The organism is Microbacterium sp. 3J1, assembly GCF_001049495.1.
GTDB lineage: Bacteria > Actinomycetota > Actinomycetes > Actinomycetales > Microbacteriaceae > Microbacterium.
Genome location: NZ_CDWI01000008.1, coordinates 1 through 24,822, shown reverse-complemented (window position 1 = coordinate 24,822; position 24,822 = coordinate 1). Strand labels below are relative to the sequence as shown.

Annotated in this window: 26 protein-coding genes; 21 read left to right on the top strand and 5 right to left on the bottom strand. The window is 67.2% G+C overall.

The window, feature by feature from the left end; all coding sequences use genetic code 11:
* Positions 1–11 precede the first annotated feature (11 nt).
* Positions 12–1,445, top strand: coding sequence for an MFS transporter (locus tag BN2660_RS05100; protein WP_255305037.1), 1,434 nt, complete (start codon positions 12–14; stop codon positions 1,443–1,445).
* Positions 1,446–2,130: 685 nt separating this feature from the next.
* Here the strand turns inward: BN2660_RS05100 and purB are convergent.
* Both purB and BN2660_RS05090 read right to left on the bottom strand, forming a co-directional pair.
* Complete coding sequence (gene purB, locus BN2660_RS05095) at positions 2,131–3,513, bottom strand: adenylosuccinate lyase (protein WP_091228122.1); 1,383 nt, start codon at positions 3,511–3,513, stop codon at positions 2,131–2,133.
* A 14-nt stretch (positions 3,514–3,527) separates the two neighbouring features.
* Positions 3,528–4,049, bottom strand: coding sequence for a low molecular weight protein-tyrosine-phosphatase (locus BN2660_RS05090; RefSeq protein WP_176697094.1), 522 nt, complete (start codon positions 4,047–4,049; stop codon positions 3,528–3,530).
* Between the two features lie 199 nt (positions 4,050–4,248).
* Between BN2660_RS05090 and BN2660_RS05085 the strand changes: the two genes are divergently transcribed.
* Positions 4,249–4,512 carry a hypothetical protein gene (locus BN2660_RS05085; protein ID WP_091228120.1) on the top strand — a complete coding sequence of 88 codons (264 nt, stop codon included), beginning with the start codon at positions 4,249–4,251 and terminating at the stop codon, positions 4,510–4,512.
* Entirely contained in the window at positions 4,509–5,786 is a 1,278-nt protein-coding gene (locus BN2660_RS05080) for a hypothetical protein (protein ID WP_091228118.1), read from the top strand. The genes BN2660_RS05085 and BN2660_RS05080 overlap by 4 nt, the downstream gene beginning before the upstream one ends.
* An 11-nt stretch (positions 5,787–5,797) precedes the next feature.
* On the opposite strand, the gene BN2660_RS05075 is transcribed toward BN2660_RS05080, so the two are convergent.
* Positions 5,798–6,202 (bottom strand): phage holin family protein, encoded by a 405-nt coding sequence (locus BN2660_RS05075; protein WP_091228116.1) that lies wholly within the window; start codon positions 6,200–6,202, stop codon positions 5,798–5,800.
* 106 nt (positions 6,203–6,308) lie between these two features.
* Between BN2660_RS05075 and BN2660_RS05070 the strand changes: the two genes are divergently transcribed.
* The 5 genes from BN2660_RS05070 to BN2660_RS05050 all read left to right on the top strand — a co-directional run bounded on the left by BN2660_RS05070 (position 6,309) and on the right by BN2660_RS05050 (position 11,468).
* Positions 6,309–7,376 carry a histidinol-phosphate transaminase gene (locus BN2660_RS05070; protein WP_091228115.1) on the top strand — a complete coding sequence of 356 codons (1,068 nt, stop codon included), beginning with the start codon at positions 6,309–6,311 and terminating at the stop codon, positions 7,374–7,376.
* 95 nt (positions 7,377–7,471) lie between these two features.
* On the top strand, positions 7,472–8,599 hold the full coding sequence (locus BN2660_RS05065; protein ID WP_091228113.1) for a thiamine pyrophosphate-dependent dehydrogenase E1 component subunit alpha: 1,128 nt from the start codon (positions 7,472–7,474) through the stop codon (positions 8,597–8,599).
* An 11-nt stretch (positions 8,600–8,610) separates the two neighbouring features.
* Entirely contained in the window at positions 8,611–9,576 is a 966-nt protein-coding gene (locus tag BN2660_RS05060) for an alpha-ketoacid dehydrogenase subunit beta (protein WP_091228853.1), read from the top strand.
* 123 nt (positions 9,577–9,699) lie between these two features.
* Positions 9,700–11,076, top strand: a complete 1,377-nt coding sequence (locus tag BN2660_RS05055) for a dihydrolipoamide acetyltransferase family protein (protein WP_091228111.1) — start codon at positions 9,700–9,702, stop codon at positions 11,074–11,076.
* A gap of 164 nt (positions 11,077–11,240) precedes the next feature.
* Positions 11,241–11,468, top strand: coding sequence for a helix-turn-helix domain-containing protein (locus BN2660_RS05050; RefSeq protein ID WP_091228110.1), 228 nt, complete (start codon positions 11,241–11,243; stop codon positions 11,466–11,468).
* On the opposite strand, the gene BN2660_RS05045 is transcribed toward BN2660_RS05050, so the two are convergent.
* Positions 11,456–12,226, bottom strand: coding sequence for a hypothetical protein (locus tag BN2660_RS05045; protein WP_091228107.1), 771 nt, complete (start codon positions 12,224–12,226; stop codon positions 11,456–11,458). The two genes, BN2660_RS05050 and BN2660_RS05045, sit on opposite strands and share 13 nt — an antisense overlap.
* A gap of 302 nt (positions 12,227–12,528) precedes the next feature.
* On the opposite strand from BN2660_RS05045, the gene BN2660_RS05040 reads away from it, so the two are divergent.
* The 10 genes from BN2660_RS05040 to BN2660_RS04995 all read left to right on the top strand — a co-directional run bounded on the left by BN2660_RS05040 (position 12,529) and on the right by BN2660_RS04995 (position 20,318).
* Entirely contained in the window at positions 12,529–12,921 is a 393-nt protein-coding gene (locus BN2660_RS05040) for a hypothetical protein (protein ID WP_091228105.1), read from the top strand.
* A gap of 179 nt (positions 12,922–13,100) precedes the next feature.
* A complete protein-coding gene (locus BN2660_RS05035; RefSeq protein ID WP_091228103.1) occupies positions 13,101–13,976 on the top strand; it encodes a hypothetical protein in 876 nt (291 codons plus the stop codon).
* Positions 13,977–15,074, top strand: coding sequence for an efflux RND transporter periplasmic adaptor subunit (locus BN2660_RS05030; protein ID WP_141651239.1), 1,098 nt, complete (start codon positions 13,977–13,979; stop codon positions 15,072–15,074).
* A complete protein-coding gene (locus BN2660_RS05025; RefSeq protein WP_091228100.1) occupies positions 15,071–15,745 on the top strand; it encodes an ABC transporter ATP-binding protein in 675 nt (224 codons plus the stop codon). Before BN2660_RS05030 ends, BN2660_RS05025 begins: the two co-directional genes overlap by 4 nt.
* A gap of 38 nt (positions 15,746–15,783) precedes the next feature.
* Positions 15,784–16,926, top strand: coding sequence for an ABC transporter permease (locus BN2660_RS05020; RefSeq protein ID WP_176697093.1), 1,143 nt, complete (start codon positions 15,784–15,786; stop codon positions 16,924–16,926).
* A 359-nt stretch (positions 16,927–17,285) separates the two neighbouring features.
* A complete protein-coding gene (locus BN2660_RS05015) occupies positions 17,286–17,990 on the top strand; it encodes a GAF and ANTAR domain-containing protein (protein WP_091228096.1) in 705 nt (234 codons plus the stop codon).
* Positions 17,987–18,715 (top strand): GAF and ANTAR domain-containing protein, encoded by a 729-nt coding sequence (locus BN2660_RS05010; RefSeq protein ID WP_091228095.1) that lies wholly within the window; start codon positions 17,987–17,989, stop codon positions 18,713–18,715. The genes BN2660_RS05015 and BN2660_RS05010 overlap by 4 nt, the downstream gene beginning before the upstream one ends.
* 97 nt (positions 18,716–18,812) lie before the next feature.
* On the top strand, positions 18,813–19,151 hold the full coding sequence (locus BN2660_RS05005; RefSeq protein ID WP_091228093.1) for a hypothetical protein: 339 nt from the start codon (positions 18,813–18,815) through the stop codon (positions 19,149–19,151).
* Between the two features lie 148 nt (positions 19,152–19,299).
* Complete coding sequence (locus BN2660_RS05000) at positions 19,300–19,602, top strand: DUF7882 family protein (protein WP_091228091.1); 303 nt, start codon at positions 19,300–19,302, stop codon at positions 19,600–19,602.
* Entirely contained in the window at positions 19,599–20,318 is a 720-nt protein-coding gene (locus BN2660_RS04995) for a GAF and ANTAR domain-containing protein (protein WP_176697092.1), read from the top strand. The genes BN2660_RS05000 and BN2660_RS04995 overlap by 4 nt, the downstream gene beginning before the upstream one ends.
* 21 nt (positions 20,319–20,339) lie before the next feature.
* On the opposite strand, the gene BN2660_RS04990 is transcribed toward BN2660_RS04995, so the two are convergent.
* A complete protein-coding gene (locus BN2660_RS04990) occupies positions 20,340–21,560 on the bottom strand; it encodes an ROK family protein (RefSeq protein WP_091228086.1) in 1,221 nt (406 codons plus the stop codon).
* 98 nt (positions 21,561–21,658) lie between these two features.
* Here BN2660_RS04990 and BN2660_RS04985 point away from each other — a divergent pair, with 98 nt between their 5' ends.
* The 3 genes from BN2660_RS04985 to BN2660_RS04975 are packed head-to-tail and all read left to right on the top strand — an operon-like array spanning position 21,659 to position 24,818.
* Positions 21,659–22,987: an ABC transporter substrate-binding protein gene (locus BN2660_RS04985; RefSeq protein ID WP_091228084.1), complete on the top strand. Its 1,329-nt coding sequence runs from the start codon at positions 21,659–21,661 to the stop codon at positions 22,985–22,987.
* A gap of 59 nt (positions 22,988–23,046) precedes the next feature.
* Positions 23,047–23,940, top strand: a complete 894-nt coding sequence (locus tag BN2660_RS04980; RefSeq protein WP_091228850.1) for a carbohydrate ABC transporter permease — start codon at positions 23,047–23,049, stop codon at positions 23,938–23,940.
* Positions 23,940–24,818: a carbohydrate ABC transporter permease gene (locus tag BN2660_RS04975; RefSeq protein WP_091228082.1), complete on the top strand. Its 879-nt coding sequence runs from the start codon at positions 23,940–23,942 to the stop codon at positions 24,816–24,818. Before BN2660_RS04980 ends, BN2660_RS04975 begins: the two co-directional genes overlap by 1 nt.
* The last annotated feature ends 4 nt before the right edge of the window (positions 24,819–24,822 follow it).

The window sequence follows — 24,822 nt, the reverse complement described above, 5'->3', positions numbered from 1 at the left end:
TTGTCCTCAGAGTGACTGCCTCCATCGACCGCGCCTCCATCGGACTCCGGTCGGAGCGCGGACCCGTGCTCGGCGCGCTCATGCTCGCCACCGGGCTCATCGCGATCGACGCGACGATCCTCGCGACGGCGGTTCCGAGCATCGTCCGCGACCTGGGCAGCTACCAGCAGTTCCCGTGGCTCTTCTCGGTCTACCTGCTCGCCCAGGCGGTGAGCGTGCCGATCTACTCGCGCTTCGCCGACACCGTGGGCCGCAAGCCGATCATCCTGCTGGGGATCGGGCTCTTCCTCCTCGGCTCGGTGCTCTCGGGCTTCGCCTGGAGCATGACGTCGCTCATCGTCTTCCGCATCGTCCAAGGACTCGGAGCCGGTGCCGTCGCCCCGATGTCGATGACGATCGTCGGCGACATCTACACGGTCGCCGAGCGTGCCAAGGTGCAGGGGTACATCGCGTCGGTGTGGGCGATCTCGTCGGTCGTCGGTCCGGCGCTCGGCGGCATCTTCGCCCAGCTCGACGCCTGGCGCTGGATCTTCTGGGTGAACATCCCGCTGTGTCTGATCGCCGGGTGGATGCTGCTGCGGCGGTACCACGAGCAGAAGCAGACGCAGAAGCATCGCATCGACTACGCGGGGGCGATACTGCTCACCGTCGGGCTCACGGGCCTGATCCTCGGGATGCTCGAGGGGGGCAATGCCTGGGATTGGATCTCGGTGCCGAGCGCCGTGTGCTTCGGCCTCGGTGTCGCGGCGCTCGTGGTGTTCGGGTTCGTCGAACGGCGGGCGGCCGAGCCCATCGTCGATCTCCGACTGGCCGCACGACCCCTCATCCTCACCACGACCATCGTCTCCCTCGGCATCGGTGCGCTGATGACGGGCGTCACGAGCTTCGCGCCCGCGTACCTCGAGGGATCCATCGGCATCGCCCCGCTGCTCTCGGGCCTCGCCGTCGCGGCGCTCACCCTGGGCTGGCCGCTCGCCGCGGCGAACGCGGGACGCCTGTACCTGCGCATCGGCTTCCGCCGCACGGCGCTCACCGGCATGGCGATCACCACGGTCGGAGCGATCGCGCTCGCCGCCGTCTCACCGTGGCCGAACCCCTTCGTGGTCGCCGCCGTCGCGTTCGTGCTCGGCTTCGGGCTGGGGTGGAGCGCCGCGCCCACCCTGATCGCCGCGCAGGCGTCGGTCGGATGGGGCGAGCGCGGAGCCGTCACCGGCATGAACGCCTTCGCTCGCTCGGCCGGCAGCGCGCTCGGTGTGGCCGTCTTCGGAGCGATCTCGAACGGCGTCATCGCGCGGGGTGCGGGGCCGGACGACCCGGCGACGATCGTGTCGGCATCCGTCTGGATCTTCGTGGCGGCCGCGATCGTGGCCGTCCTGACCCTGGTGGCGGCCGCCTTCATGCCGCGCGACTCCGCCGGGGCGTACTCCGGCGAGCCGCGCCCGTAGCGTCCCGCGCCTGCGGCGTCGGGCTCGTGCCGGTGCGGTGTCGTGGCGGTGCGGGGTCGCGGACGGTGCGGGGTCGATTTCGCATCCGATTCCGTCGATGGCAATGCGTACTTGGCCCCGCTGTGTGCGCGCGGTGCGCACTTGACCCCGCAGCGCGCGGGGGTGTAGGGCCGCGGCGGTGCGGGGTCGATTTCGCATCCGATTCCGTCGATTGCGGTGCGCAAGTGGCCCCGCTGCGTGCCTGCGGTGCGCAAATGACCCCGCATGGCCCCGGGGGGTGCGGTGTCGCGTGCGGTGCGGGTCCTGGCGGTGCGTACCGCGGCGGTGCGGGGTCGTTTTCGCATCCGGTTCCGTCGATTGCGATGCGTATTTGGCCCCGCTGTGTGCGTGCGGTGCACAAGTGACCCCGCAGCGCGCGGGCGTGGTACCGCGGCGGTGCGGGGTCGATTTCGCATCCGATTCCGTCGATTGTGGTGCGCAAGTGGCCCCGCTGCGTGCCTGCGGTGCGCAACTGGCCCCGCATGGCCCCGGGGGTGTCGATTGGGGTGCGCAAGTGGCCCCGCAGGGCCCGGGCGGTGCGCAAATGACCCCACAGCGCCCAGCGCCCGGGGCGGATGCCCCGGCGAACCGGTCGAGAAAGGCCCCGCACCGGATGCCGATGCGGGGCCTTTCTCGGCGGGTGAACCTACTTCGCGAGCTGCTCGGCGATGCCGGTGTAGGTCGCGGGGGTCAGGGCGAGGAGACGCTGCTTGGCGGCATCCCCGATCTCGAGGCCCTCGACGAAGGAGGCGAGATCCGCAGCGCCGACGCGGTGCCCGCGGGTCAGCTCCTTCAGCAGCGCGTAGGGGTCGGTGATCGTCGAACGGCCGGCGACGACCTCGGCGCGGATGACGGTCTGGATCGCCTCTGCGAGGACCTCCCAGTTCACGTCGAGGTCGGCGAGCAGCACATCCCGCGACAGCGAGATCGCGTTCAGGCCTCGACGCAGGTTGTCGAGCGCGAGCAGCGAGTGCCCGAACGCGACGCCGATGTTGCGCTGCGTCGTCGAGTCGGTGAGGTCGCGCTGCAGGCGGCTGGTCACCAGGGTCTGGCCCAGCGATGCGAGCAGGGCGCCCGAGATCTCGAGGTTCGCCTCGGCGTTCTCGAAGCGGATCGGATTGATCTTGTGCGGCATCGTCGACGAGCCGGTCGCACCGGCGACAGGGATCTGGGCGAAGTAGCCGAGCGAGATGTACGTCCAGATGTCGGTCGCGAGGTTGTGCAGGATGCCGCCGGCGTGACGCACCCGGTCGTAGAGCTCCACCTGCCAGTCGTGCGACTCAATCTGCGTCGTGAGCAGGTTGAAGCCGAGACCGAGACCCTCGATGTACTCGCGGGCGATCGTCGGCCAGTCGGCGTCGGGGTCGGCCGCGATGTGGGCGGACCAGGTGCCGGTCGCGCCCGAGAACTTCGCGAGGTAGTCGGATGCTGCGATCTGGGCTCGCACGCGCTCGAGACGCCAGGCGAAGACGGCGATCTCCTTGCCCATGGTCGACGGCGTGGCCGGCTGGCCGTGCGTGCGCGACAGCATCGGCGCATCGGCGTGCTCGGCGGCCAGCTCCCGCAGCTTCGCGATCACGGTGTCGAGAGCCGGGAGCCAGACCTCCTCGACGGCGCGCTTGACGGTGAGCGCGTAGGAGGCGGAGTTGATGTCCTCGCTCGTGCACGCGAAGTGCGTGAGCTCGGCGATGGCGTCGAGGCCGAGGCTGCTCAGCCGGTCGCGGACGAGGTACTCGATGGCCTTGACGTCGTGCTGGGTGACGGCTTCCTTCTCGGCGAGCCAGTCGATCTCGGCCTGGCCGAAGTCGCGGTACAGGGCGCGGAGGCGCTCCTTGTCGGCATCCGACAGCGGGCTCGTCTCGAAGAGGGAGCGATCGGTGAGGGCGATCAGCCACTCGACCTCGACCTCGACCCTGGCGCGGTTCAGGCCGGCCTCGGAGAGGAAGTCGGCGAGTCCGGTGACGGCACCGCGGTAGCGGCCGTCGAGAGGGCTCAGGGGCTGGGGCGGGAGCGAAGGCTGGAAAGTCAGGGGAGTCCTCCTGATCAGGCCCCGAGGATGCGGGGCGTGTGGGGCTGGCGGAGAGCCGGCTCGAGCTGGCGGAACAGCCCGCGCGTCGCCGCCTCAATCATACCGAGCACCGAATCGAACATCTCGGCCCCCGCGTAGTAGGGGTCGGGCACGTCCTGCGAGGTCGCAGCGGGGTCGAAGCCGAGGAGCAGAGTGACCTTGCCCTCTTCGTCCTCGTCCCTGGCCCACTCGCGGAGGATGCGCTCGTGGGTGCGGTCGAGAGCGACCACGAGGTCGTTCTCCGCGAACGAGGTGAACGTGAACTGCTTGGCGCGGTGCTGCGAGCCGTCGTAGCCACGGCGGGCGAGGGACTCGATCGTCCGCTCGTCGGCGCGTTCGCCGAGATGCCAGTCGCCGGTGCCCGCGCTGCGGGAGACGATGCGGGAGCCGAGGCCCTGTCGGTCCGCGAGATCGCGGAAGACGACCTCCGCCATCGGAGAGCGGCAGATGTTCCCCGTGCACACGAAGATCACGCGGAAGGGATCCGGGGATGTCACCGTCCCATTCTGCCGGTCGCGGGCGGATCGCGCGACGTCGGCGTATCGGAGGCGCACCTGCCGCTGGTCGGGGATGGGGAGGTTCGCGGGGCGGCGACCTGCCCTGCACGGAGATCCGAGGAAGCGACCTGCTCACGGACCCCGGAGAACGACCCGCCTTCGGCTCCCCGAAGGGCCGGTCGTCGCGGATGCTGGGCGCATGCATTCGATAGCACCGTGGGAAGCCGAGACCGTCGTCACCGCCTGGGCCAAGGCGACCGTGCGTCAGGATCTGCACGACGCCATCGAGGCGCTGGACTCGGCGCGCGCTTCGCTGAGCGGGCTCGCCGACGACACCGAGTGGCATTCCGACGGAGTGCGGGCGATGCAGCAGTCCTTCGACGACCTCCAGAGGCGGACGGGTGCGGTCGCCGCCGCCGTGCGGTTCCGCGAGCAGGAGGTCGTCGGGGTGCCGATCCCATGAGCGGGTTCTCGATCGACCACGGCGGGGCGATATCGGTCGATCCCGACGCGCTGCGCACGGTCGCGCGAAGGACGGATGCCGTCGCCACGCGCTTCGAGGTCGCCGCCACGGCCCTCTCCAGCGCCCACCGCACTATCGTCGACACTCCGGGGTTCAGCGCGCACGTCGACACCGTCGCTCTGTGGGCCGCCGCCGACGGCGCTTCGCGCCTGGGCACCGAGTGCCAGGAGACGGCGACGAGCACGATGCTCATGGCCGACGCCTACGAGTACGTCGAGCTGATGACCCGGGCCGAGGCGCTCGAGCTCACCGATGCCGCGGCTGCCCGTGAGCTGCGGCACCGCATGGAGGCGATGGCCGCGGCGGACGGGAGGGTGCGAGAGCTCGCGGAGACTCTCATCCACGAGTGGGAGCGTTCGCGGTTCGACGGGCTCGAGCCGCCGTACCCGGCCAACCTGGTCATCGGACCGATGATCTGGTCCGCGGCGGCGCTGGGCGTGAGCCCGCTGTTCGGAACCGTGCGCCCTGGAGCCACGCTGTCGGGCAGAGCGGATGCCGTGGCGGTCGCGCCGGTCGCGACCTCGACGCCGAAGACGCCGCCGATGAGTGTGGCCGCATCCCTGAGCCGCATGCCCGCCGCATCTGGAGCTCAGGTCGCGGTCGAGAAGTACTCGTACGCCGATGGCCGGACGAGGTTCGTCGCGTACATCGTCGGCACTCAGACGACGGCGGCAGGAGGCACGCAGCCCTGGGACATGAAATCCAACAGCGAGCTGTATCAGGGGCAGGCGTCCGCCTCGTATCAGGCGACGCTCGACGCGCTCGCCGCGGCCGGCGCAGGGGCGGGGGACGAGGTCGACGTCGTCTCCCACTCGCAGGCCGGGATGATCGCGGCGTATCTGTCGGCAGGGAGCGAGTTCGACGTGAAGGTGCAGATCACCGCCGGCAGCCCCACGCAGGTGATGGGAGGAGCGGACCAGACGATCGTGGGACTCGCCCACACCGATGATGCGGTGGCGGCGCTCGGCGGCGGGGGAGTCCCCGGCGGCGTGGGGTCACCCGACAGCTTCACCGTCACGCGCGAGGCGGATCCGGAGGCCGGTCCGGGGTACTCGCCGCTGGGCGCCCATGGGCTGGACACCTACATCGAGACCGCCGAGATGGTCGACGCCTCCGGTGACCCGCGGGTCGAGGAGCTCAGCCGGTTCTGGGACGAGCTCGCGAAGGCCGAGACGATCGAGCGGACCGAGTACCGCGCAGAGAGGGTGGAGTGACGGTGCGGGTGTCAGTCGCGGCGGGACTTCTTGCGCTGCGGACGCAGGATGAAGCCGAAGACGCCGTTGATCAGCGAGATGATGAGGGCCGCGAGCACGCCCCACCAGAAGTCGCCGACCGTCAGCCCCCAGCCGAAGCCGCTCGTGATCCAGGCGGTCAGCCACAGCAGGAATCCGTTGATGACGAACCCGATCAGGCCGAGCGTGATGATGTACAGCGGAAAGGCGACGATCTTCACGACGGTGCCGATGACGGTGTTCACGAGGGCGAAGATCGCCGCCACCACGAGGAGGGTCAGCACCAGTTGCAGGGTCTCGCCCGGTGCGAACGCCCTGATCTGCACCTGCAGGGCGGGAATCAGGGTGACGACCCAGAGGGCGAACGCGTTGACGACGACTCGGATGATGAAGCGCATGGTCAGGCCAGTCTCCCATGCGCGGAGAGTGGAGTCAGCGGTTGCTCGTATGCGTTCATACTCGGCGCCTTCGTCGGAACAGAATCCCGGAATCTAGACTCAGTCTGTGACCGACCCGATCCTGCCGCGCATCCGTCCCGCCATCGCCGCCCTCGCGCCCTACCGTCAGGGGAAGCAGGCGGGTCCGCACGCCTTCAAACTGTCCAGCAACGAGAACCCGTTCGAGCCGCTTCCCTCGGTGGTCGCCGCACTGCAGGACATCACACCCATCAACCGCTACCCCGACGCGACCGCGGGCCGACTCCGCGCCCGTCTCGGCGAGCGGTTCGGCGTCGAGCCCGACCAGGTCCACGTCGCCTCCGGCAGCGTCTCGATCCTCCACCAGCTCGTCCTCGCCACGGCATCGGTCGGCGACGAGGTGATCTACGCGTGGCGCTCGTTCGAGGCCTACCCCAGCCTTCCGCTCGTCGCCGGGGCGACCGGCATCCAGGTTCCGCTCACCGCTGACTCCCGGCACGATCTCGACGCCATGGCTGCGGCGGTCACCGACCGTACCCGCGCGATCATCCTCTGCACGCCCAACAACCCGACCGGTCCGATCATCACGAGCGACGAGTTCGCGACCTTCATCGAGCGCGTCCCCGCCGACGTCCTCGTCATCCTCGACGAGGCGTACGCCGAGTTCGTGACCGCGACGGACGCCGTGAAGGGGCTCGACGAGCGCGTCTACGAGCGGCACCCGAACGTCGTCGTGCTCCGCACGTTCTCCAAGGCGTACGGTCTCGCGGGTCTGCGTGTCGGCTACGCGATCGGCAACGAGAAGGTCCTCGACGCCGCACGCACCACCGGCATCCCCCTCTCCGTGACCTCCGCGGCGGAGAGGGCGGCCATCGCGAGCCTCGACGCGGAACCCGAGCTGCTGCAGCGCGTGGCGACGATCGTCGAGCGACGCACCCGGCTGCTCGAGGGCCTGCGCGCGCAGGGATGGGACGTGCCCGACAGTCAGGCCAACTTCATCTGGCTGCCGACCGGCGAACGCACCGACGAGGTCGCCGCCGCCTTCGTCGAGGCGGACCTCATCGTCCGTCCCTTCTCGGGCGACGGCATCCGCATCTCGGTCGGCGAGGAGGCCTCCGTCGGCCGCGTCCTCGAGGTCGCCTCGACCCTGGTCTGACGCGCTCGCGGAGGCCGCTCATCGCCCTTCCCGGCAGTTATGAGGACGTCCTAGGTATACGCGACCGAGCATGCGGACGGCGGTAGCGTGGCACCGTGACCTCGTCAGAGACTGAACTCGTCCGCGTCCTGGAGAAGGACGGCCGCTTCGCGCCCAGTCCGGCTGCCGAGCAGTACCTGCCGCTGATCGAGGCGATCAGCGATGCGGAGCTCGAGCAGTTCTACCGCGACATGGTGGTGATCCGCGCGATCGACACCCAGGCGACCAACCTGCAGCGCCAGGGCCAGCTCGCGCTGTGGCCGCCGAGCCGCGGGCAGGAGGCTGCCCAGGTCGGCTCCGCCAGGGCAGCCCGCGCGCAGGACACGGTGTTCCCCTCGTACCGCGAGCACGCCGTGACCCGCATCCGAGGCGTCGACCCGGTCGACATCATCAAGCTCATGCGCGGCGTCTCGCACGGAGGCTGGGATCCGACCGACCCGAAGAACGGCAACACCCGGCTGTACACGCTCGTGCTCGGCTCGCAGGTGCTGCACGCCGCGGGCTACGCGATGGGGCTCTCGTTCGACGGACGCTCCGGCACCGGAGACCCCGACCACGACGAAGCCGTCATCGTCTACTACGGCGACGGCGCCTCGAGCCAGGGCGACGTGCACGAGGCGATGGTCTTCGCCGCGAGCTACCAGGCCCCGACCGTCTTCTTCCTGCAGAACAACCACTGGGCGATCTCCGTGCCCGTCGCCACGCAGTCGCGGGTCCCGCTCGTCGAGCGCAGCGCCGGCTACGGCGTCCCCAGCGTCCGCCTCGACGGCAACGACGTCCTCGCCAGCTACGCCGTGTCCCGCGTCGCGCTCGACGAGGCACGGAGCGGCGGCGGACCGCGCGCCATCGAAGCCGTGACCTACCGGCTCGGCGCGCACACCACGAGCGACGACCCCACGAAGTACCGCGGCTCCGACGAGGAGCAGTCGTGGATCGAACGCGACCCCATCGCCCGCATGCGGGCGTTCCTCGAGAACAGGGGAGCGTCGGAGCAGTTCTTCGTCGAGACGGATGCCGAGGCGGCGGATGCCGCCGAGGACCTGCGCTCCCGGTCGGTCGAGCTCGGCCCGCCCGCAGCCGACAAGATGTTCGACCACGTGTACAGCGAACCCCATCCGGTGATCGCCGAGCAGAAGGCCTGGCGCGAGCGCTACGAGGCGTCGTTCGAAGGAGAAGGCAAGTGACCCTCGAGACGATGCCACTCAGCAAGGCGCTCAACGCCGGGCTGCGCAAGGCCATGGAGGACGACCCGAAGGTCCTGCTCATGGGGGAGGACATCGGCAAGCTCGGGGGCGTCTTCCGCGTCACCGAGCACCTGCAGCGCGACTTCGGCGACCGGCGCGTGCTCGACACCCCGCTGGCCGAATCGGGCATCGTGGGCACCGCGATCGGTCTCGCGATGACGGGCTTCCGTCCGGTCATCGAGATCCAGTTCGACGGCTTCGTCTTCCCCGCCTTCGACCAGATCACCACGCAGCTCGCCAAGCTCACCAACCGGCACGAGGGCGCGCTGAGCATGCCCATCGTGATCCGCATCCCCTACGGCGGGCACATCGGCGCGGTCGAGCACCACCAGGAGAGCCCCGAGGCGTACTTCGCGCACACCCCGGGTCTGCGGGTGGTGTCGCCGTCGACGCCGAACGACGCGTACTGGATGATGCAGGAGGCGATCGCCTCGAACGACCCCGTGATCTTCATGGAGCCGAAGAGCCGCTACTGGGTCAAGGGCGAGGTCGAGCTCGACGCCTCTGCCGTGCCGCTGCACGCGTCGCGGGTCGTGCGCACGGGCTCCGACGTCACGCTCGTGGGGCACGGGGCCATGGTCACGACCCTGCTGCAGGCCGCCGCGCTCGCCGAAGCCGAGGGCACGAGCTGCGAGGTCGTCGATGTGCGCTCCCTGTCGCCGATCGACTACGAACCGATCCTCAATTCGGTGCGCAAGACCGGTCGCATGGTCTACGTGCAGGAGGCGCAGGGCTTCACGAGCATCGGCAGCGAGGTCGCGGCCACCGTGATGGAGCGCGCCTTCTACGCTCTGGAGGCGCCCGTGCTGCGGGTCTCCGGGTACGACACCCCGTTCCCGCCCGCGAAGCTCGAGGGCGCGTACCTTCCCGATGCCGATCGCATCCTCGAGGCCGTCGACCGCTCGCTGGCCTACTGAGACCTCTCGATTCCATGTTCGCAATTCAGCAAGAATCAGCGCCCGAGGGCCGTCGATGCGCAAGAGTGATGGTCTGGCCGCATTCTTGCTGAATTGTGAACGCGCTCCCCGAAAGGACCGCACATGAGCACGCAGAACTTCAACCTTCCCGACGTGGGAGAGGGCCTGACCGAGGCCGAGATCGTGGCGTGGAAGGTCGCGCCCGGCGACACGGTCGCCATCAACGACGTGATCTGCGAGATCGAGACGGCCAAGTCGCTCGTCGAGCTGCCGTCTCCGCACGCGGGGGTCGTCGGCGAGCTCCTTGCCGCCGAGGGGGCCACGGTCGAGGTCGGATCGCCGATCATCACGTTCGTGACGGATGCGCGCGACGACGCCGGCCCCGGCGTCATCGCGACCGCCGAGGCTCCCGCCCCGGAAGAGGGCGGCGGCTCTGTGCTCGTCGGCTACGGCACGGGTGGCGGCGCGACCTCTCGCCGCAAGCGTGCGGCCGAACGTCCGGTGCGGTCGTCGGTCGGCGTGATCGCCAAGCCCCCGATCCGCAAGCTCGCCCGCGACCTCGGCGTCGACCTGACGAAGGTCTCGCCGTCGGGCGCCGACGGCGAGGTCACCCGCGACGACGTCATGAACCACGCCCAGCAGGCCAGCGTCTTCCGCAACATCGAGACGCCGGAGTGGGGCCAGGTGCGCGAGGAGACGGTGCCCGTGCCGCAGAACGCGTCGGCCGGCCTCGCGCGTGGACTGTCGCCGGCACCGGCGTCGACCCCGGCATCCGACTCGCGCCCAGCCGGCGACGACAGCCGCACGGAGTCGATCCCGGTCAAGGGGGTGCGCAAGGCGACGTCGTCGGCGATGGTGCAGAGCGCGTACTCCGCGCCGCACGTCACCGTCTGGAAGGACGTCGACGCCACCCGCACCATGGAGCTCGTGAAGCGCCTGAAGGCCTCGCCCGACTACGCCGACATCCGCGTGTCCCCGTTGCTGATCGTGGCCAGGGCCGTCATCTGGGCCGCACGGCGCACGCCGATGGTCAACGCGGCGTGGATCGAGACCGAGAGCGGCGCCGAGATCGCCGTGCGCCACTACGTCAACCTCGGCATCGCCGCGGCGACGCCGCGCGGTCTGCTCGTGCCGAACATCAAGGACGCGCAGGACCTCAGCATGAAGGACCTCGCCCGGGCGCTGAACCGCCTCACAGTGACCGCGCGCGAGGGCAAGACCAGCCCCGCCGATCAGCAGGGCGGCACCATCACGATCACCAACATCGGTGTCTTCGGGATGGATGCCGGAACCCCGATCATCAATCCCGGCGAGGCCGGGATAGTGGCCATGGGAACCATCAGCCAGAAGCCGTGGGTCGTCGACGGCGAGGTGCGCCCCCGCTGGGTCACCACCGTCGCAGGCTCGTTCGACCACCGGGTGATCGACGGCGACGGCATGAGCCGGTTCATCGCGGACGTCGCGTCCGTGCTCGAGGAGCCCGCGCTGCTCGTCGAGTGATATGAGACGTCACTGAAGGTGCTTTTTCCTCAATCGAAGTTGGACCACTCAGACGAAGGTGATCCGGTTCGACGTAGTTGATCCAGGTAACGACAGGGATGTCGGGTTCGGAGGCTGTGAGATGGAACCTAAGGAACGTCGAGCGACGCCCGCCATGCTCTTCTATGGAGTGGCCCGACAAGCCTTCCGCCGACCCCGCCGGTGAAGCTGCACGCCGATTCGCGCTGAACTTGAGGGATGCCATCGGCGACCGTTCGATTCGTGCGGTCGGCAGAGATGCCGGCCTCGACGAAGGAACCATCCGTAAGATTCTGTCGGGGAGATCGTGGGCCGACCTCCACACAATCTGGAGCCTGGAGACCGCGCTCGACACGGAGCTTTACGTCCGCTGAGTACGGTCCCGCAGTCGTTTCACTCGGCGTCGGTTCCGCTGACCCGGGCCCAGCGAAGTTGAGAACCTTGGTTCGACGGTGACGTTCGTTTGCTTGCCCTGGATGGCCCGATTCACATCGTGGAGCTCGTGAGCCACCGCGTCGATGTACTTTCCCGCTTGGATGAGCGGATCCCCGATGGCGATGGAGCGGCGCCAGGGTTCGACATCCAGATGGAATGACTCAGTGAACCGGCGCCCTTCTGCGTCCTCATATGTGACGCGGACGGTCCATGCGGGTGCCGGCTCGTCCGAGACGCCGAAGATCTTCCCGTCGTCGAGGTAGTACTTCAGGGGTCGCGTGGAGGTGAGCGAGCGCAGAGCCGTTTCGCCGTTCATCATCCGATTCAAGTCCTCGACGCTCTTCCGCCAGCCTTCCTGATCCGGTTGGGAGATAGGCGCGAACGGGCGATCCACAGCCATCCTGATGTTGTGGGCAGGGGTGCGGCCATCGTTTCGGATGACGACGAAGACTGAGGTGCCACTGGTTCCACCGTTCCGGGTGATGGATGGGCGGAAATCGTAATCGACGACGACGTATGGGCGCGTGAGGGCGATGTTCGACTCGGCCATCGTGTCGTTGGATGCTGCGAGGAGCCGGTTGGAGGCGATGAGTTGCCGCAGTTGGCTGCCAGCGATGAGGAGCGCGACGATGGCGGCGACGGCGGCGATGACGGTGCCGATGCCCTGTACGGCGGCCCAGAAGACTGCTTCGGTCATTGCTCTGTTGTATAGGGAGGTTCGGACATCTCAGCTGCGGCGGATGTCCGTGCCCGGTTCGATTATTCGAGCGTCACAAGCCGGACCATTGCAGTCGCTAGTTGAGCGGGAGCTCTTCGTCTCCAGATTTCTGGACAGATCTAATGACTTCATGCCAGTCTCTCCCAGCGCCCGCAATAGGCGGGGTTTCGTGTCCACCAAATGGGGGACAGACAGGCGACAATTCGTCTCTCACACTCACAGTTGAACGGGGCGAATCTGGTCAACAATGATCCGGACCTCGTATGTATGAGGAGAGAACAATGAAGTTGAGCACCAAGCAGCGCTTGTCCAAGCTCGCCGCAGCAACGGCGGTGTCCGCCGCCCTTATCGTCGTGCCGTCCGTCGCGGCGATGGCTGACGCGACGGCAACCTACTCGTCCGGTGGTCAGACGCGGGCGACCGCGTACTGGAACGCCTCCTCGGACGTGATGTCCAGCACGGATCGCAACAACGACGGCTGGGGATCGCGGACCGCGTACAACCTCCGCGGCAACACCTCGAACCAGTACGTCGACAACACCAAGGGCGCCGGCACGACGGAGTCGCGCACCCTCTGGGTTCTGCCGGGCTGGGAGTTCCGTGTTCAGGCCTGCTCTATCAACAACGGCACGCAGCTCGGTTGCTCCTCCTGGTCGGGCTTCTCAGGAGTCTGACCCACGCGTGAGACCGGGTACACACACACCCGGTCTCACGTTCCGCACCACCTTGAGAACAGGAACGCTCCGTACCCATGAAACGCCTCGCGCCAACCGCATCTTTGCTCGCCATCTGTGCACTCGTCATCACGGGGTGCTCCAACCCCGCATCTACGGAGGGGTGGATAACGCCGGAGGTGCCCCAGGAGCTGTCCACGACTCAGGCGTACACAGCGCTGCCGTTTGATTCGTTCGCGATGGGTAGCTCGGAGCGTGAACAGCTGCAACAGGGCACTGCCGCTCTGCTGAAACAATGCCTCGCGGACTTCGGCCTGTCCGCGACATTCAGCGGCGACTACATCCAACAAGCGAGCGAGGATCCGAAGGACCCGCTCATCTACCAGTGGGGTGGCAGGTTAGGAACCCTTCCCCTGGATCAGGCCGAGGAGTACGGGTATGCAGCTCCTCCAGGGGGCGAGTGGTCGAATGGTGCGGGCATCTACCTGTCTAGCGTGGAGAACCTGAACCCGGTGATGCCCAACGACCCCACCGAAGCCGCACAGTTGGCGGCGGTGATGTACGGGCCAGAACAGGGAATGATCCTCGGTGAAGGAGGCGACGACCAAGCCCTCACGCCGGACCTGATCCCGACGGACGGATCGGGCAATGCCCCGTCCGAGAATGGCTGTTACGCGGTCGTCGAAGAAGAGATCGGTGTGCCGTTTGTTGATCTGCGCGACCTGACTTCCGACGTCTACGGTCTCACCTTCAGCCACGAAGCGGTGAAGGAGAAAGCAGATTCTTGGTCGGCATGCATGAGCGACGCCGGCTTCGACTATGCACGGTTCGAAGAAGCACCCACCGCGAACGCGGGAGCGATTTCGGCCGATACCATCGCTGCGGCCTCGGCGGATGTCGACTGTACGACCACCACCCGCTGGCCCGATACCTTCTACTTCGTTCTCGCCGACTACCAACAGCAATCCATCGACAAGCAGCCCGAGAAGTTCCAGTCCGCGCTGGATGCTGAGCGCGAGCGCCTCGACGCTGTGAACAAGCTCCTGGGCGAGTAGATGGCGATGAACGAGCAATCACGACCACGGATGACGCCGACACGTCGCGTGGGCGCGTTGGTCCTTGCCACTGCTCTCGTATCGGCAGCAATCGGAGGCGCGGCAGGCTTCTTCGTGAAGTCGCCCGCGCAGGTCGCCGCAGATGCGGCACCCCCGTCCACGAGCGAGCTGACGGTCCAGATCGAGGAAGGTAGCATCAGCGACCCCCTTCTGATTCCCGGAGTTGTTGCACTGGGCAACACGGCAGACCTCACGCCGGCGGGGTCCGGGGTCGTGACCGGTCTGCCGGTAGCCGTTGGCACACAGTTCAATGCAGGGACAGTCATCGCTGAGGTGAACGACAGGCCGGTGATCTACCTGCAGGGCGAAATACCGCTCCTCCGAGATCTGCGCCCCGGCGACAAGGGGGAGGACGTCCGTCGGCTCCAGGAGGCACTACAGCCCTGGCTGAGTGGAAAGCCCGACGGGAAGTGGGGCGCGGGTACGACCCGTGCATTACAGGCCCTCTACAAGGCGACGGGGTATGCCGCCCCCGCAGAGAGCGCCGCTTTGCAGTCGGAGCTGGTGTTCGGTGCCGCCGGCACCGCCACCGTTCTCAGCGTCAAGTCCCCACTCGGTGGCGCGGTCGAGAGTCCCCTGATTAGAGCGACCACATCAAATCCGACGGTCGCCGCAGAGGTCACGGATGCGACGGCACAGGCGCTGCAGAGCGGCCAGCGCGTGTCCGTGACGGGAAGCGCCATCGGCGGATCGCAGGAAGGCACCATTGTCGCGGTGGGAGGGTTGCAGACGGGTGACGACGGAATCAGTCGCGCCACCGTCGTTGTTCAGCCGGATACGGCTCTCCCGCCCGCGGCCATCGACGGGAAGGTGGAGATCACCGTCCTGACCGGAGCCGAGACTGAGGTCGGTCTCATCGTCCCTCTCTCCGCGATCCGTTCGAACACGACCGGGGGAACGTACGTGCTGCTCAAAGAGGGCAAGAACACCCATCGCGTCAGCGTAACGGTCGATGACACAGGGAGCGGACAGGCGCGGGTGACCGCTCCTGACGGTGAACTCACTGCCGGGGACCTCGTCGTGCTGGGCGCGCAATGACATCGGTGGTCGAGCTCCATGAGGTATCCCGTGTGTATGCCGGACCGCCCGAAGTGCGCGCACTGGAAGCATCGTCCGTCACCATCGACGAGGGAGACTTCGTGACCATCGTCGGCCCGTCGGGATCTGGGAAGTCCACGCTGCTGAACATCCTTGGGCTCCTCGATAAACCAACGAGCGGCACCTACTCGCTGAGAGGAAGCGACGTCACTCTTCTCTCGGAGAATGAACGCGCGCGGGTGCGGGGCACGGACATTGGATTCGTCTTCCAGTCCTTTCACCTGCTCGAGCAGCGTACCTGCCTGGAGAACGTCATGCTCAGCGACCTCTACAACGGGACGTCAGAGCGGGAATCCCGTGAACGCGCGAACCACGCACTGCACGCGGTTGGTCTCGGAGAGTACGACCAGCGGCTGCCGACGGAGCTCTCCGGCGGGCAGCAACAGCGCGTCGCCATTGCTCGAGCACTGGCATCCGATCCAGCTGTCCTGCTGTGTGACGAGCCGACGGGCAATCTCGACAGCGCCACCGCAGCCGCCATTCTTGCACTCTTCGACGAACTGAACGCCTCCGGACGCACTGTCGTCCTCATCACCCACGATGCGGAGGTCGCGAGCCACGGAAACCGAACACTGCACATGCTCGACGGCACGCTGAGCGAGACGTCATGACCCCCGGCCCATTGCGACGGCGCCTTCTCAATGAAGCAATGGCCGGCGTCGTCCAACGCTCCTCCCGGTCCGGCATGACAATTGTCGGTATCGCCATCGGTGTCGCATCCTTCGTGGCTGTTCTCGGCGTCACTGCCAGCGCCAACGGTCAGATCAGCGACGAGTTCCTGAAAGTCGAGGCCACACAGATCACGGTGTCTCCTCGCAGCGCGGGGTCCGGCACTGACCCGCTTTTCGTGAGCGACGCCGACAATCGCGTCACACAGATCGACGGCGTCACCGCAACGGGACGATGGTGGAACGTTCCGAACGTCACCGTCAGCGTCAACCCACCCTCCATCGAGCCCGGCTCATCCCAGCCCTCGCTCCTCGCGGCCACACCCGGCTACTTCGAGCTTGTCGGTGCCGAGATATCCAGCGGACGCGCTTTCGATGGCTTCCACACGGATCAACCAGTGGCCATCATCGGAGACAAGCTCGCTCGAGACCTCGGCATCCAAGACGTCACGGATCAGCCCATTATCGTGCTGAACAACCTCCGCGTCACGGTCATCGGGGTCGTATCCGGCACCACTGGGTCCAGCGCCGCATTGACCAGTGTCATCATCCCCGCCGAGTTTGCCCGCCACAACTTCGCCCCACCCGGACAACGAGAGACGATGGTCGTTGTAACCGAGGTAGGCGCATCTGCGGTCGTCGCTGACCAACTCGCGCTGGCATTAGATCCCGCCAACCTCACCGCCTACGAGATCGTCCCGCCCCCAAAACCGACGGTCGTGAAAGACCGAGTGAATGGATCCACCCAGGCGCTGTTCTTCGCGCTCGCCGGAATCTGTGTCCTCGTCAGCGGTGTCGGTATCGCGAACGTCTCCCTACTTGGCGTCATTGCCCGCACCCGAGAGATCGCACTCCGCCGCTCGCTTGGTGCCCTACCTCGTCACATCGCACTACAGTTTCTCGGCGAGTCTGCCGTGCGAGGTCTTCTGGGTGGGCTGGTCGGAACCGCGCTGGCGATGGCCTCAGTGACGGTCATAGCGCTGAGCCAACAATGGACAGCGGTCATCGAGCCCTGGTCACTTGTTGCCGGGCCCCTCATGGGCGTGGTGATTGGCGCCGCCGCGGGGCTGTACCCCGCGATCCGCGCAACGAAGATCGAACCCGTCGAGGCCTTCCGCCGTTGAATCCGCTCGTGACCGTCGCTCGCTGGGCGGCACGAGGGGCAAGTCGTGCTGTGGAGGAGGTCTACGTGCACGTGCGCCATCGCGACGGCGGCGAGGTGTATGTATACGTTTCGGGCCACGATCTGCCATACTCTCGGCTGGGATCGGAGGTCGGTGGCAAGGCTGCCAAGTAGTAGATAGTTTTCAGGAGAAGAAAAAATAAGTAGTTTCTCAGTGACTCCAGTGTTTGCGCGGATCAACAACCACAGATCCGGATCACGTGTAGTCGACGAGTCATAAGTGACACCGGCGGGAGTCGCGGTGCCGAGAAGAAGAGGGCGGGGCCGGCTTCTTCCGTTCGCTGTATCGTGAGGAGCACCATGAGCGATCCCTTCGAATCCGCGCTCACCGAGCTCCAGCGTTCGGGACACCGGCTGCCGAGTCTCAGCGGGTTCTTCGTAGAGCTGTTCCCGGTGACCGGGGCTGCTGTCTCCACGGTCGGCGATCTCCTGGGCAGCGAGACGATCTCCGCCACGGATGACACGGCTGCGCGACTCGACGAGCTCCAGTTCGATCTCGGCGAGGGTCCGTGCTGGGACGCGATGCGCAGTGTCGCGGCCGTCATCGAGCCCGAGTTCCGGCTCCGAGGTGTGGCGCGCTGGCCGGCTTTCGCCGCCGCCACCGAGAAGCATGCCGTCGCCTCCATGTTCGCCTTCCCGCTGTCAGTCGGCGAACTCACGATGGGGGCCGTCGACCTGTACTCGTCGGAGCCGGTCACGCTCAGTCCTGCGGAATGCGCGCAGGCGATCACCATGGCGGAGGTGGTCGGACGCCACGTTCTGCGAGACGCCCTCTCCGACTTCGCCGACCGCGACGCCCGGGCGGGACTGTACTCGCGGAGGACCATCCACCAGGCGACGGGAATCGTCCTCGCCCAGCTCGACATCAGCCCTGACGATGCGCTGCTCATGATCCAGGCTCGGGCGTTCTCGACCGGTCAGCGGATGATGGAGGTCGCCCAGGCGATCGTCGACGGCTCCCTCCGCTTCACACGCGCCACGGGCGGTATAGAGGCGCAGTCATGACAGAGCTCACGCGCGAGGTGCGGTTGCTCCAGCTCTTCGCGACACTGGCGGACACCCTCGTCGACGACTACGACGTGGTCGACCTCCTGCAGACCCTGGTCGATGCCTGCCAGGAACTGCTGGCCGCCAGCGACGCCGGCATCCTGCTGGCGGACCCGGCGGGGGAGCTCGAGCTCATCGCCTCCACGAGCGAAGCAGCCGAGCTCGTCGAGGTGATGCAACTCGGTGCCGAGTCCGGACCCTGCATCGAGTGCTTCCTGACGGGGTCGACGAACTCGATTCGGGACATCGCCGCCGACTCCGAGAGGTGGCCGCTGTTTCGACAGGCAGCGCTGGAGAACGGGTTCGCTGCGATCGACGCGATCCCGATGCGCCTTCGGAACACCACGATCGGAACGCTGAACCTCCTGCGTTCCGCTCCCGGCTCGCTGTCACCGGAAGACCTTGCCGCGGCACATGCGTTCGCGGATGTCGCCACCATCGGCATCCTGCATGAGCGCACCCTGCGCGAGAAGGACACGTTGTCCACACAGCTCCAGACCGCGCTGAACAGCCGGGTGACGATCGAGCAGGCCAAGGGGGTCGTCTCGTTCACCGCCGGCATACCCATTGCCGAGGCCTTCACCGTGATGCGCACGTACGCTCGCTCCCGGGGGCTCCGTCTGAGCGAGGTGGCTGAGCGTGTGGTCCGACGTGAGATCCACCTGGGACCACCGCAGACCTGAAGCGCAAGGGGCTGACTCGACGGGTGGCCTGCACCTAGTGTGAGATGGCTGCCCTGGACCCGGTAGCGGGAACATTCCACGCGATCCGGGAGTCAGCATGAAAACACTCATCACCCAGGTGGGCACCTACGTGACCGGAGATGCCGTCGCTGATGCGGTGGTGCAGCATTGGCTGGCGTTGACGGAGGAGCGTCGGGGAGACGTCGTCGAGATACCGTTCGTCGGGCCGGACGGCCGACGATCTCGCGTGCGGCTGGCGATGGGAGCGGCGCTGCCCATCGCCGTGGTGGACGCCGAGACGGTCGACGGATTCGACGACGAAGCAGCCGCACACGCGCTGCTGAATCGCACGCATTCGCTGAGCCCCAGCGCGAGCGTCGGCTTCGACGCCGGTGATCTGCCCGACGTGCACAGCGAATACGACCTCCTGACCTGAGAGCGACCGCCGCCGCGACGACGCGCAGATGCCGGGGTAGTTCCCATTTCGAGCCGGGCTGCTATATCGTCGCGAGTACGTTGCCTGGACCCTGCAACGGAAGCCGGTGGAGCCCCCAGCGAAACCGATGAGCACGCGGAGGCCCACGGTGGGCAAGCTGATATACGAAGGCAAGATCTCGACGGAGTTCACGGACAGAGCGCTCCACCATTTGCAACTCGTCATCTCCTCGAAGTTACGCAGGGGCGAACCCTTCACCTTCACCTGGCGCGAAGACGCGAGTATCGGCGGCGGGAGGACCGCGGTGTGGATCAACGCCGGTTCCGACCTCGTCTTCAAGTACCGCGACAGCAGACAGGTTCCGATCAATCCGGCATGGATCGAGGCTCTCGCCTTCACGGCGAACGCACCCACCGGTCTCTACCTGGTGCACGAACCGGAGGACGGATGACGGTTGACGATGCGGGTTCGGCGGCGCAGCTCCCACGAGTGTTCGCCAGACTGGCCGACGCCCTCGATCCGCAGTACGACGTCGTCGACACCATGGATCACCTCGTCGAAGCCGCCACGACGTTCACGGCCGCGACAGAGGCAGGTCTTGTGCTGGCCGACGAAAGCGGAATGCTGCACGTGGTCGGCTCGACGAGCGAACGCACAGCGGATGTCGAAGAGGCCGAGCTGGGCATCGACGAAGGACCGTGCCTCGACAGCTTCCGTACCGGCGAGGTGATCGAGACCCCCGATCTCCTCGCCAGCGCCGACACGTGGCCGAGGTTCGTGCCGATCGCGATGCAGCGCGGGTTCCGCGCGGGCTATGCGGTGCCGCTGATGCTGCGCGGCGAGCGCCTCGGGGCTCTCAACCTGTTCTTCGATCGCGTCGACCCCCTCACCGACATCGACGCCGCCGTGTCGCAAGCCCTCGCCGAGTTCGCGACGATCGGCATCGTCCAGCACCGGGCGCTCCGTGAGCACCGGAGCCGCGCAGAGCAACTGCAGCATGCGCTGGACAGCAGGGTGATCATCGAGCAGGCGAAGGGCGCTCTCTCATTCCAGCGGAACGTGACGATCGACGAAGCCTTCGCCCTCATGCGGCGGCACGCCCGCAGCGCCGGCGCCCGCCTGCATGACATCGCCGAGCAGATCGTCGCCCGCCGGCTGTCCCTCTGACGCGACCGAGGCCGCACGGGCTCAGACCGCCGCGCTGAGCCGCCGCTCCGCGAGGAGGGGCACCGCGCGCTCCCGCGCCGCACGCCGGGCGGTGGTCACCGCGCCGATCGACACGACCTCGGCGCCGAGCGTCGAGGCGAGGATCTGCGGTGCGGGCAGATGCAGCTGCTCGGGAAGAACGGCGCGAGCGGCGATCAGCACCGGCTCGATGCTCTCGGCGACGGCCCCGCACACGATCACCCGGGCGGGGTCGTACATGCTGCCGAGCACCCCCACGATGCGGGCGAGCGTCTCGCCGACCCGCGCGGTGACGAGCAGGGCGTCCGCGTCGCCGGCCGCCGCGGCGGTGAGGACGGTGCGGGGGTCGATGTGCTCCGAGCGGGCGAGTCGACCCATCGCGGAATCCGCGCCGAACTCCCCGGCATCCGCCGCCGCGCGCACCTGGTCGGGCAGTGCGTACGTCAGGCCGAAGGCCGAGCCGACGCCGATGATGTGGTCGAACACGACGCCCTCGCCGACACCGCCGTGAGCTCCGTGGAGCACGTGCCCGTCGATCACGACGCCCCCGCCGAAGCGCTCGCCCGAGACGAGGGCGACGTAGTCGCGGCATCCGATGGCGGCGCCCTCCGATCCTTCGGCGATCGCGGCGAGCTGAGCGTCGTTCTTGATCTCGACGATCGGAGCCCACTCCTGAAGCGCCTCGGCGAGGCGCGGGTTGGTGCGCTCCCAGAAGCCGTCGGGATGCGGTGGCGAGATGCCGTCGCGGTTCACGGGGGCCGCGACTCCCACGCAGATGGCGAGCACGTCCTCGCGCGGGACCTGCGCCTCGTCGAGGGCGAGCGACATCCGCTCGAGGATGGTCGCGCGGCGGGCGGACGCGGACTGCGTGGGGTCGAGGTCCGTGCGGTGGTGCACGAGAGTGCGGTCGATCGGATCCGCGATCGTGACCGCCAGGTGCATATCGCCGGCATCGACCCCGATCACGACGCCGAGGTCTGCCGCGAGGACGAATCGGCGCGCAGGGCGTCCTGATCGGTAGCTCCCCGCGACCCGGGCGTTCGCCAGTTCGCGGAGCACTGCGGCGCTCACGAGGGTGTCGATCGCGTCGATCGCCGTCGAGCGGGTCAATGACGTCCCCGCCATGACCTCGGTGGCGGTGAACTCGCCGGCGGTCCAGGCGAAATCGAGGACGGCCCCCACGCTCGCGCGTCCGGTGCCCAGACCTGCAGACGCTTCTGACACGGCGCTTGACCTCACTCTCGTCCAGATGGGATAGTACCGTTCATCGAAGTAAATTCGCTCACTAGATTTAGTACGCGGATCTACAGGACGAAAGGACGATGGTGTCTCTGAAACTCCCACGCCCGGCGCGGCTCGCAGCTGCTGCGGCCGCGCTCGCACTGGTCGGAACAGGATTGGCCGCGTGCTCGCCCTCCGGCGGCACCGAGACTATCCGCTTCACGTTCAACAAGCGCGAGGCGATCCAGTTCATGACCGACCTGGTCTCCGAGTACAACTCCTCGCAGAGCGACGTGCGCGTCGAGATCGACACCTCGGGCCCCGATGTCATCTCCGCGAGCTTCGTGCGCGGCAATCCGCCCGACCTCATCCTCGGCAACTACAACTACGAGATCGCCCGTTTCGTGCAGCGCTGCACCCTGAGCGATCTGTCCGACACGAAGGCCGCGGCCTCGGTGCGCGACGATCTGCAGCCGCTCATGGACCAGTACGGCTCGTGCGAGGGTCGCACCAGCGCGCTGCCGTACTCGGTGATGGCGGCATCCGTCATCTACAACAAGGAGATCTTCGAGGCCCAGGGCCTCGAGGTGCCGCAGACGTGGGACGAGCTCATCGCCCTCTGCGAGCAGCTCAGGGGCGCCGGCATCGATCCCTTCTACGCCACGTTCAAGGACGACTGGACGGTCGGGCAGGGCTGGTACGACTACACGGTCGGCGGCACCGTCGACACGATCGACTTCTTCGACGCGATGGCCGAGGAGGGTGCCGAGGTCGGCCCCGACTCCGAGGTCTCGTTCGAGAAGGACTTCGCGCAGCCGATGGAGCAGATGATGCAGCTCGCGAACGACTACACGAACGAGGATGCCGCGAGCCGCGGCTACGGCGACGGCAACCTCGCGTTCTCGCAGGGCGAGGCCGCGATGTACCTGCAGGGTCCGTGGGCGTTCGGGGAGATCGCGAAGACCGCGCCCGACCTCGAGCTCGGCACGTTCCCGCTGCCCATGACGAACGATCCCGCCGACCTGGGCGTGCGCGTCAACATGGATCTCGGCGCCATGATCCCCGAGGGCTCCCAGCATCAGGAGGCCGCCCGCGACTTCCTCGAGTATCTCTACCTGCCCGAGAACATCGAGGCGTACAACGCCTCGCAGCTCGGCTTCACTCCCACCAAGGATGCTGCGGCCCCCGACGACCCGCGCATCGAGGGGATGATCGAGTACTACGAGAACGGTCAGATCTATCAGGGCGCTTCGGTGCTCGTTCCTCGGACGATCCCGGTCATGAACTACGCCCAGGCGATGGCGCTGGGCGCCTCGACGACATCCACACTGCGCACCATGGACGCGGACTGGGCTCGCATCGCCTTCCGCGCGCCCATCCCCAAGACCGACGATGCGGCATCCGGCGAGACAGAGGAGTCCGCACCGTGAGCACCACCGCACCCGCGAACGTCACGCGGCCGAACAGTCCGACCACCGACACCACGTCGATCGTCACGGGACAGGGGCGCAAGCTCCGCCGTCGCAAAGGCCGCGTCGAGCCGATCTACTACCTGTTCCTCGTCCCGACCCTGATCATCTTCACGCTCGCGATCACGGTTCCCGCGGTGATGGGCATCTTCTTCAGCTTCACGGACTCGATCGGCATCGGCGAGTGGAGCTTCAACGGGCTCACGAACTACATCGCGATGTTCAGCGACCCTGCCATCCTGCAGAGCTACCTGTTCACGTTCGGCTTCTCGATCGCCACGGTGATCGTCGTCAACGTGATCGCGTTCCTCCTCGCGGTGGGGCTGACCTCCCGCATCCGCTTCAAGACCGGGCTGCGCACGATCTTCGTGATCCCGATGGTGATCTCGGGCATCATCATCGCCTACGTCTTCAACTTCCTGTTCTCCAACTCCATCCCGGCGGCGGGTGCCGCCACCGGCATCCCGTGGCTCCAGACGAGCCTGCTCGCGAACCCCGACCTCGCGTGGGTCGCCATCGTCATCGTGACCGCGTGGCAGGCGGTGCCGGGCACGCTGCTCATCTACATCGCCGGCCTCCTCTCGGTGCCCGGCGAGGTGTACGAGGCGGCGAGCATCGACGGAGCGAGCAAGAGGCAGCAGCTGTTCCGCATCACGCTCCCGCTGGTGGCCGGATACGTGGTGATCAACGTGATCCTCGGCTTCAAGGGATTCCTCAACGCCTACGACATCATCGTCGGCCTCACCAACGGCGGTCCCGGCACCGCGACCCGCAGCGTGGCGATGACCATCATCGCGGGCTTCAACGGCGGCGACTACGCCTATCAGATGGCCAACGCGACGATCTTCTTCATCGTCGCGGTGCTCATCTCCCTGCTGCAGCTCTCGCTGACCCGCGGAAGGAACGCACTCTGATGTCGACGCAGACACTCACCACCATCCCCACCTCGGGCAAGAAACCCCGCGTCCGCATGGAGCGGGTGAACTGGTCGGGCACGATCATCCTCATCCTGTGCGCCGTGACGGTGCTGCTCCCGCTGTACGTGACGATCTCGATGGCGTTCAAGACCACGGGCCAGGCGGTCGACGGGAATGCCTTCTCGCTTCCGGCGCCGTTCAGCATCGACGGATTCGTCGAGGCGTGGAACCTCACCAGGTTCCCGGTCGGCGCCGGCATCTCGCTGCTCGTCACGGCCGGAACGGTGATCGCGACGATCGTGCTCGCGGCGTTCGCCTCGTACGCGATCGTCCGCAACTGGGACCACCGACTCTTCCGCTGGTCGTTCTTCTACCTGCTCGCGGCGATGTTCATCCCGTTCCCCGTCGTGGCGCTGCCGCAGATCCAGCTCACCGGGTACGTCAAGCTCGACAACCCGTTCGGCGTCATCATCCTGGCGACGATGTTCCAGCTGAGCTTCAGCGTGCTGCTGTTCACCGCGTTCCTGCGATCGATCCCCCTCGAGCTCGAAGAGAGCGCGCGCATCGACGGAGCATCCACCTGGCAGACGTTCTGGCAGCTGATCTTCCCGCTGCTCGCTCCCATGAGCGCCACGGTCGGGATCTTCGCGTTCCTGTACGCGTGGAACGACTTCATGATGCCCTCGCTGATCATCTCTGATCCCGCGATGCAGACGCTGCCGGTGCGGCAGAACCTGTTCCAGACCCAGTTCAGCAACAACTACAACGTGTCGTTCGCCTCGTACCTCATGGCGATGGCCCCGGCGATCCTGGCGTACCTGTTCACGCAGCGCTTCGTCATGGAAGGCGTCACCCAGGGCGCCGTCAAGGGCTGAGCAT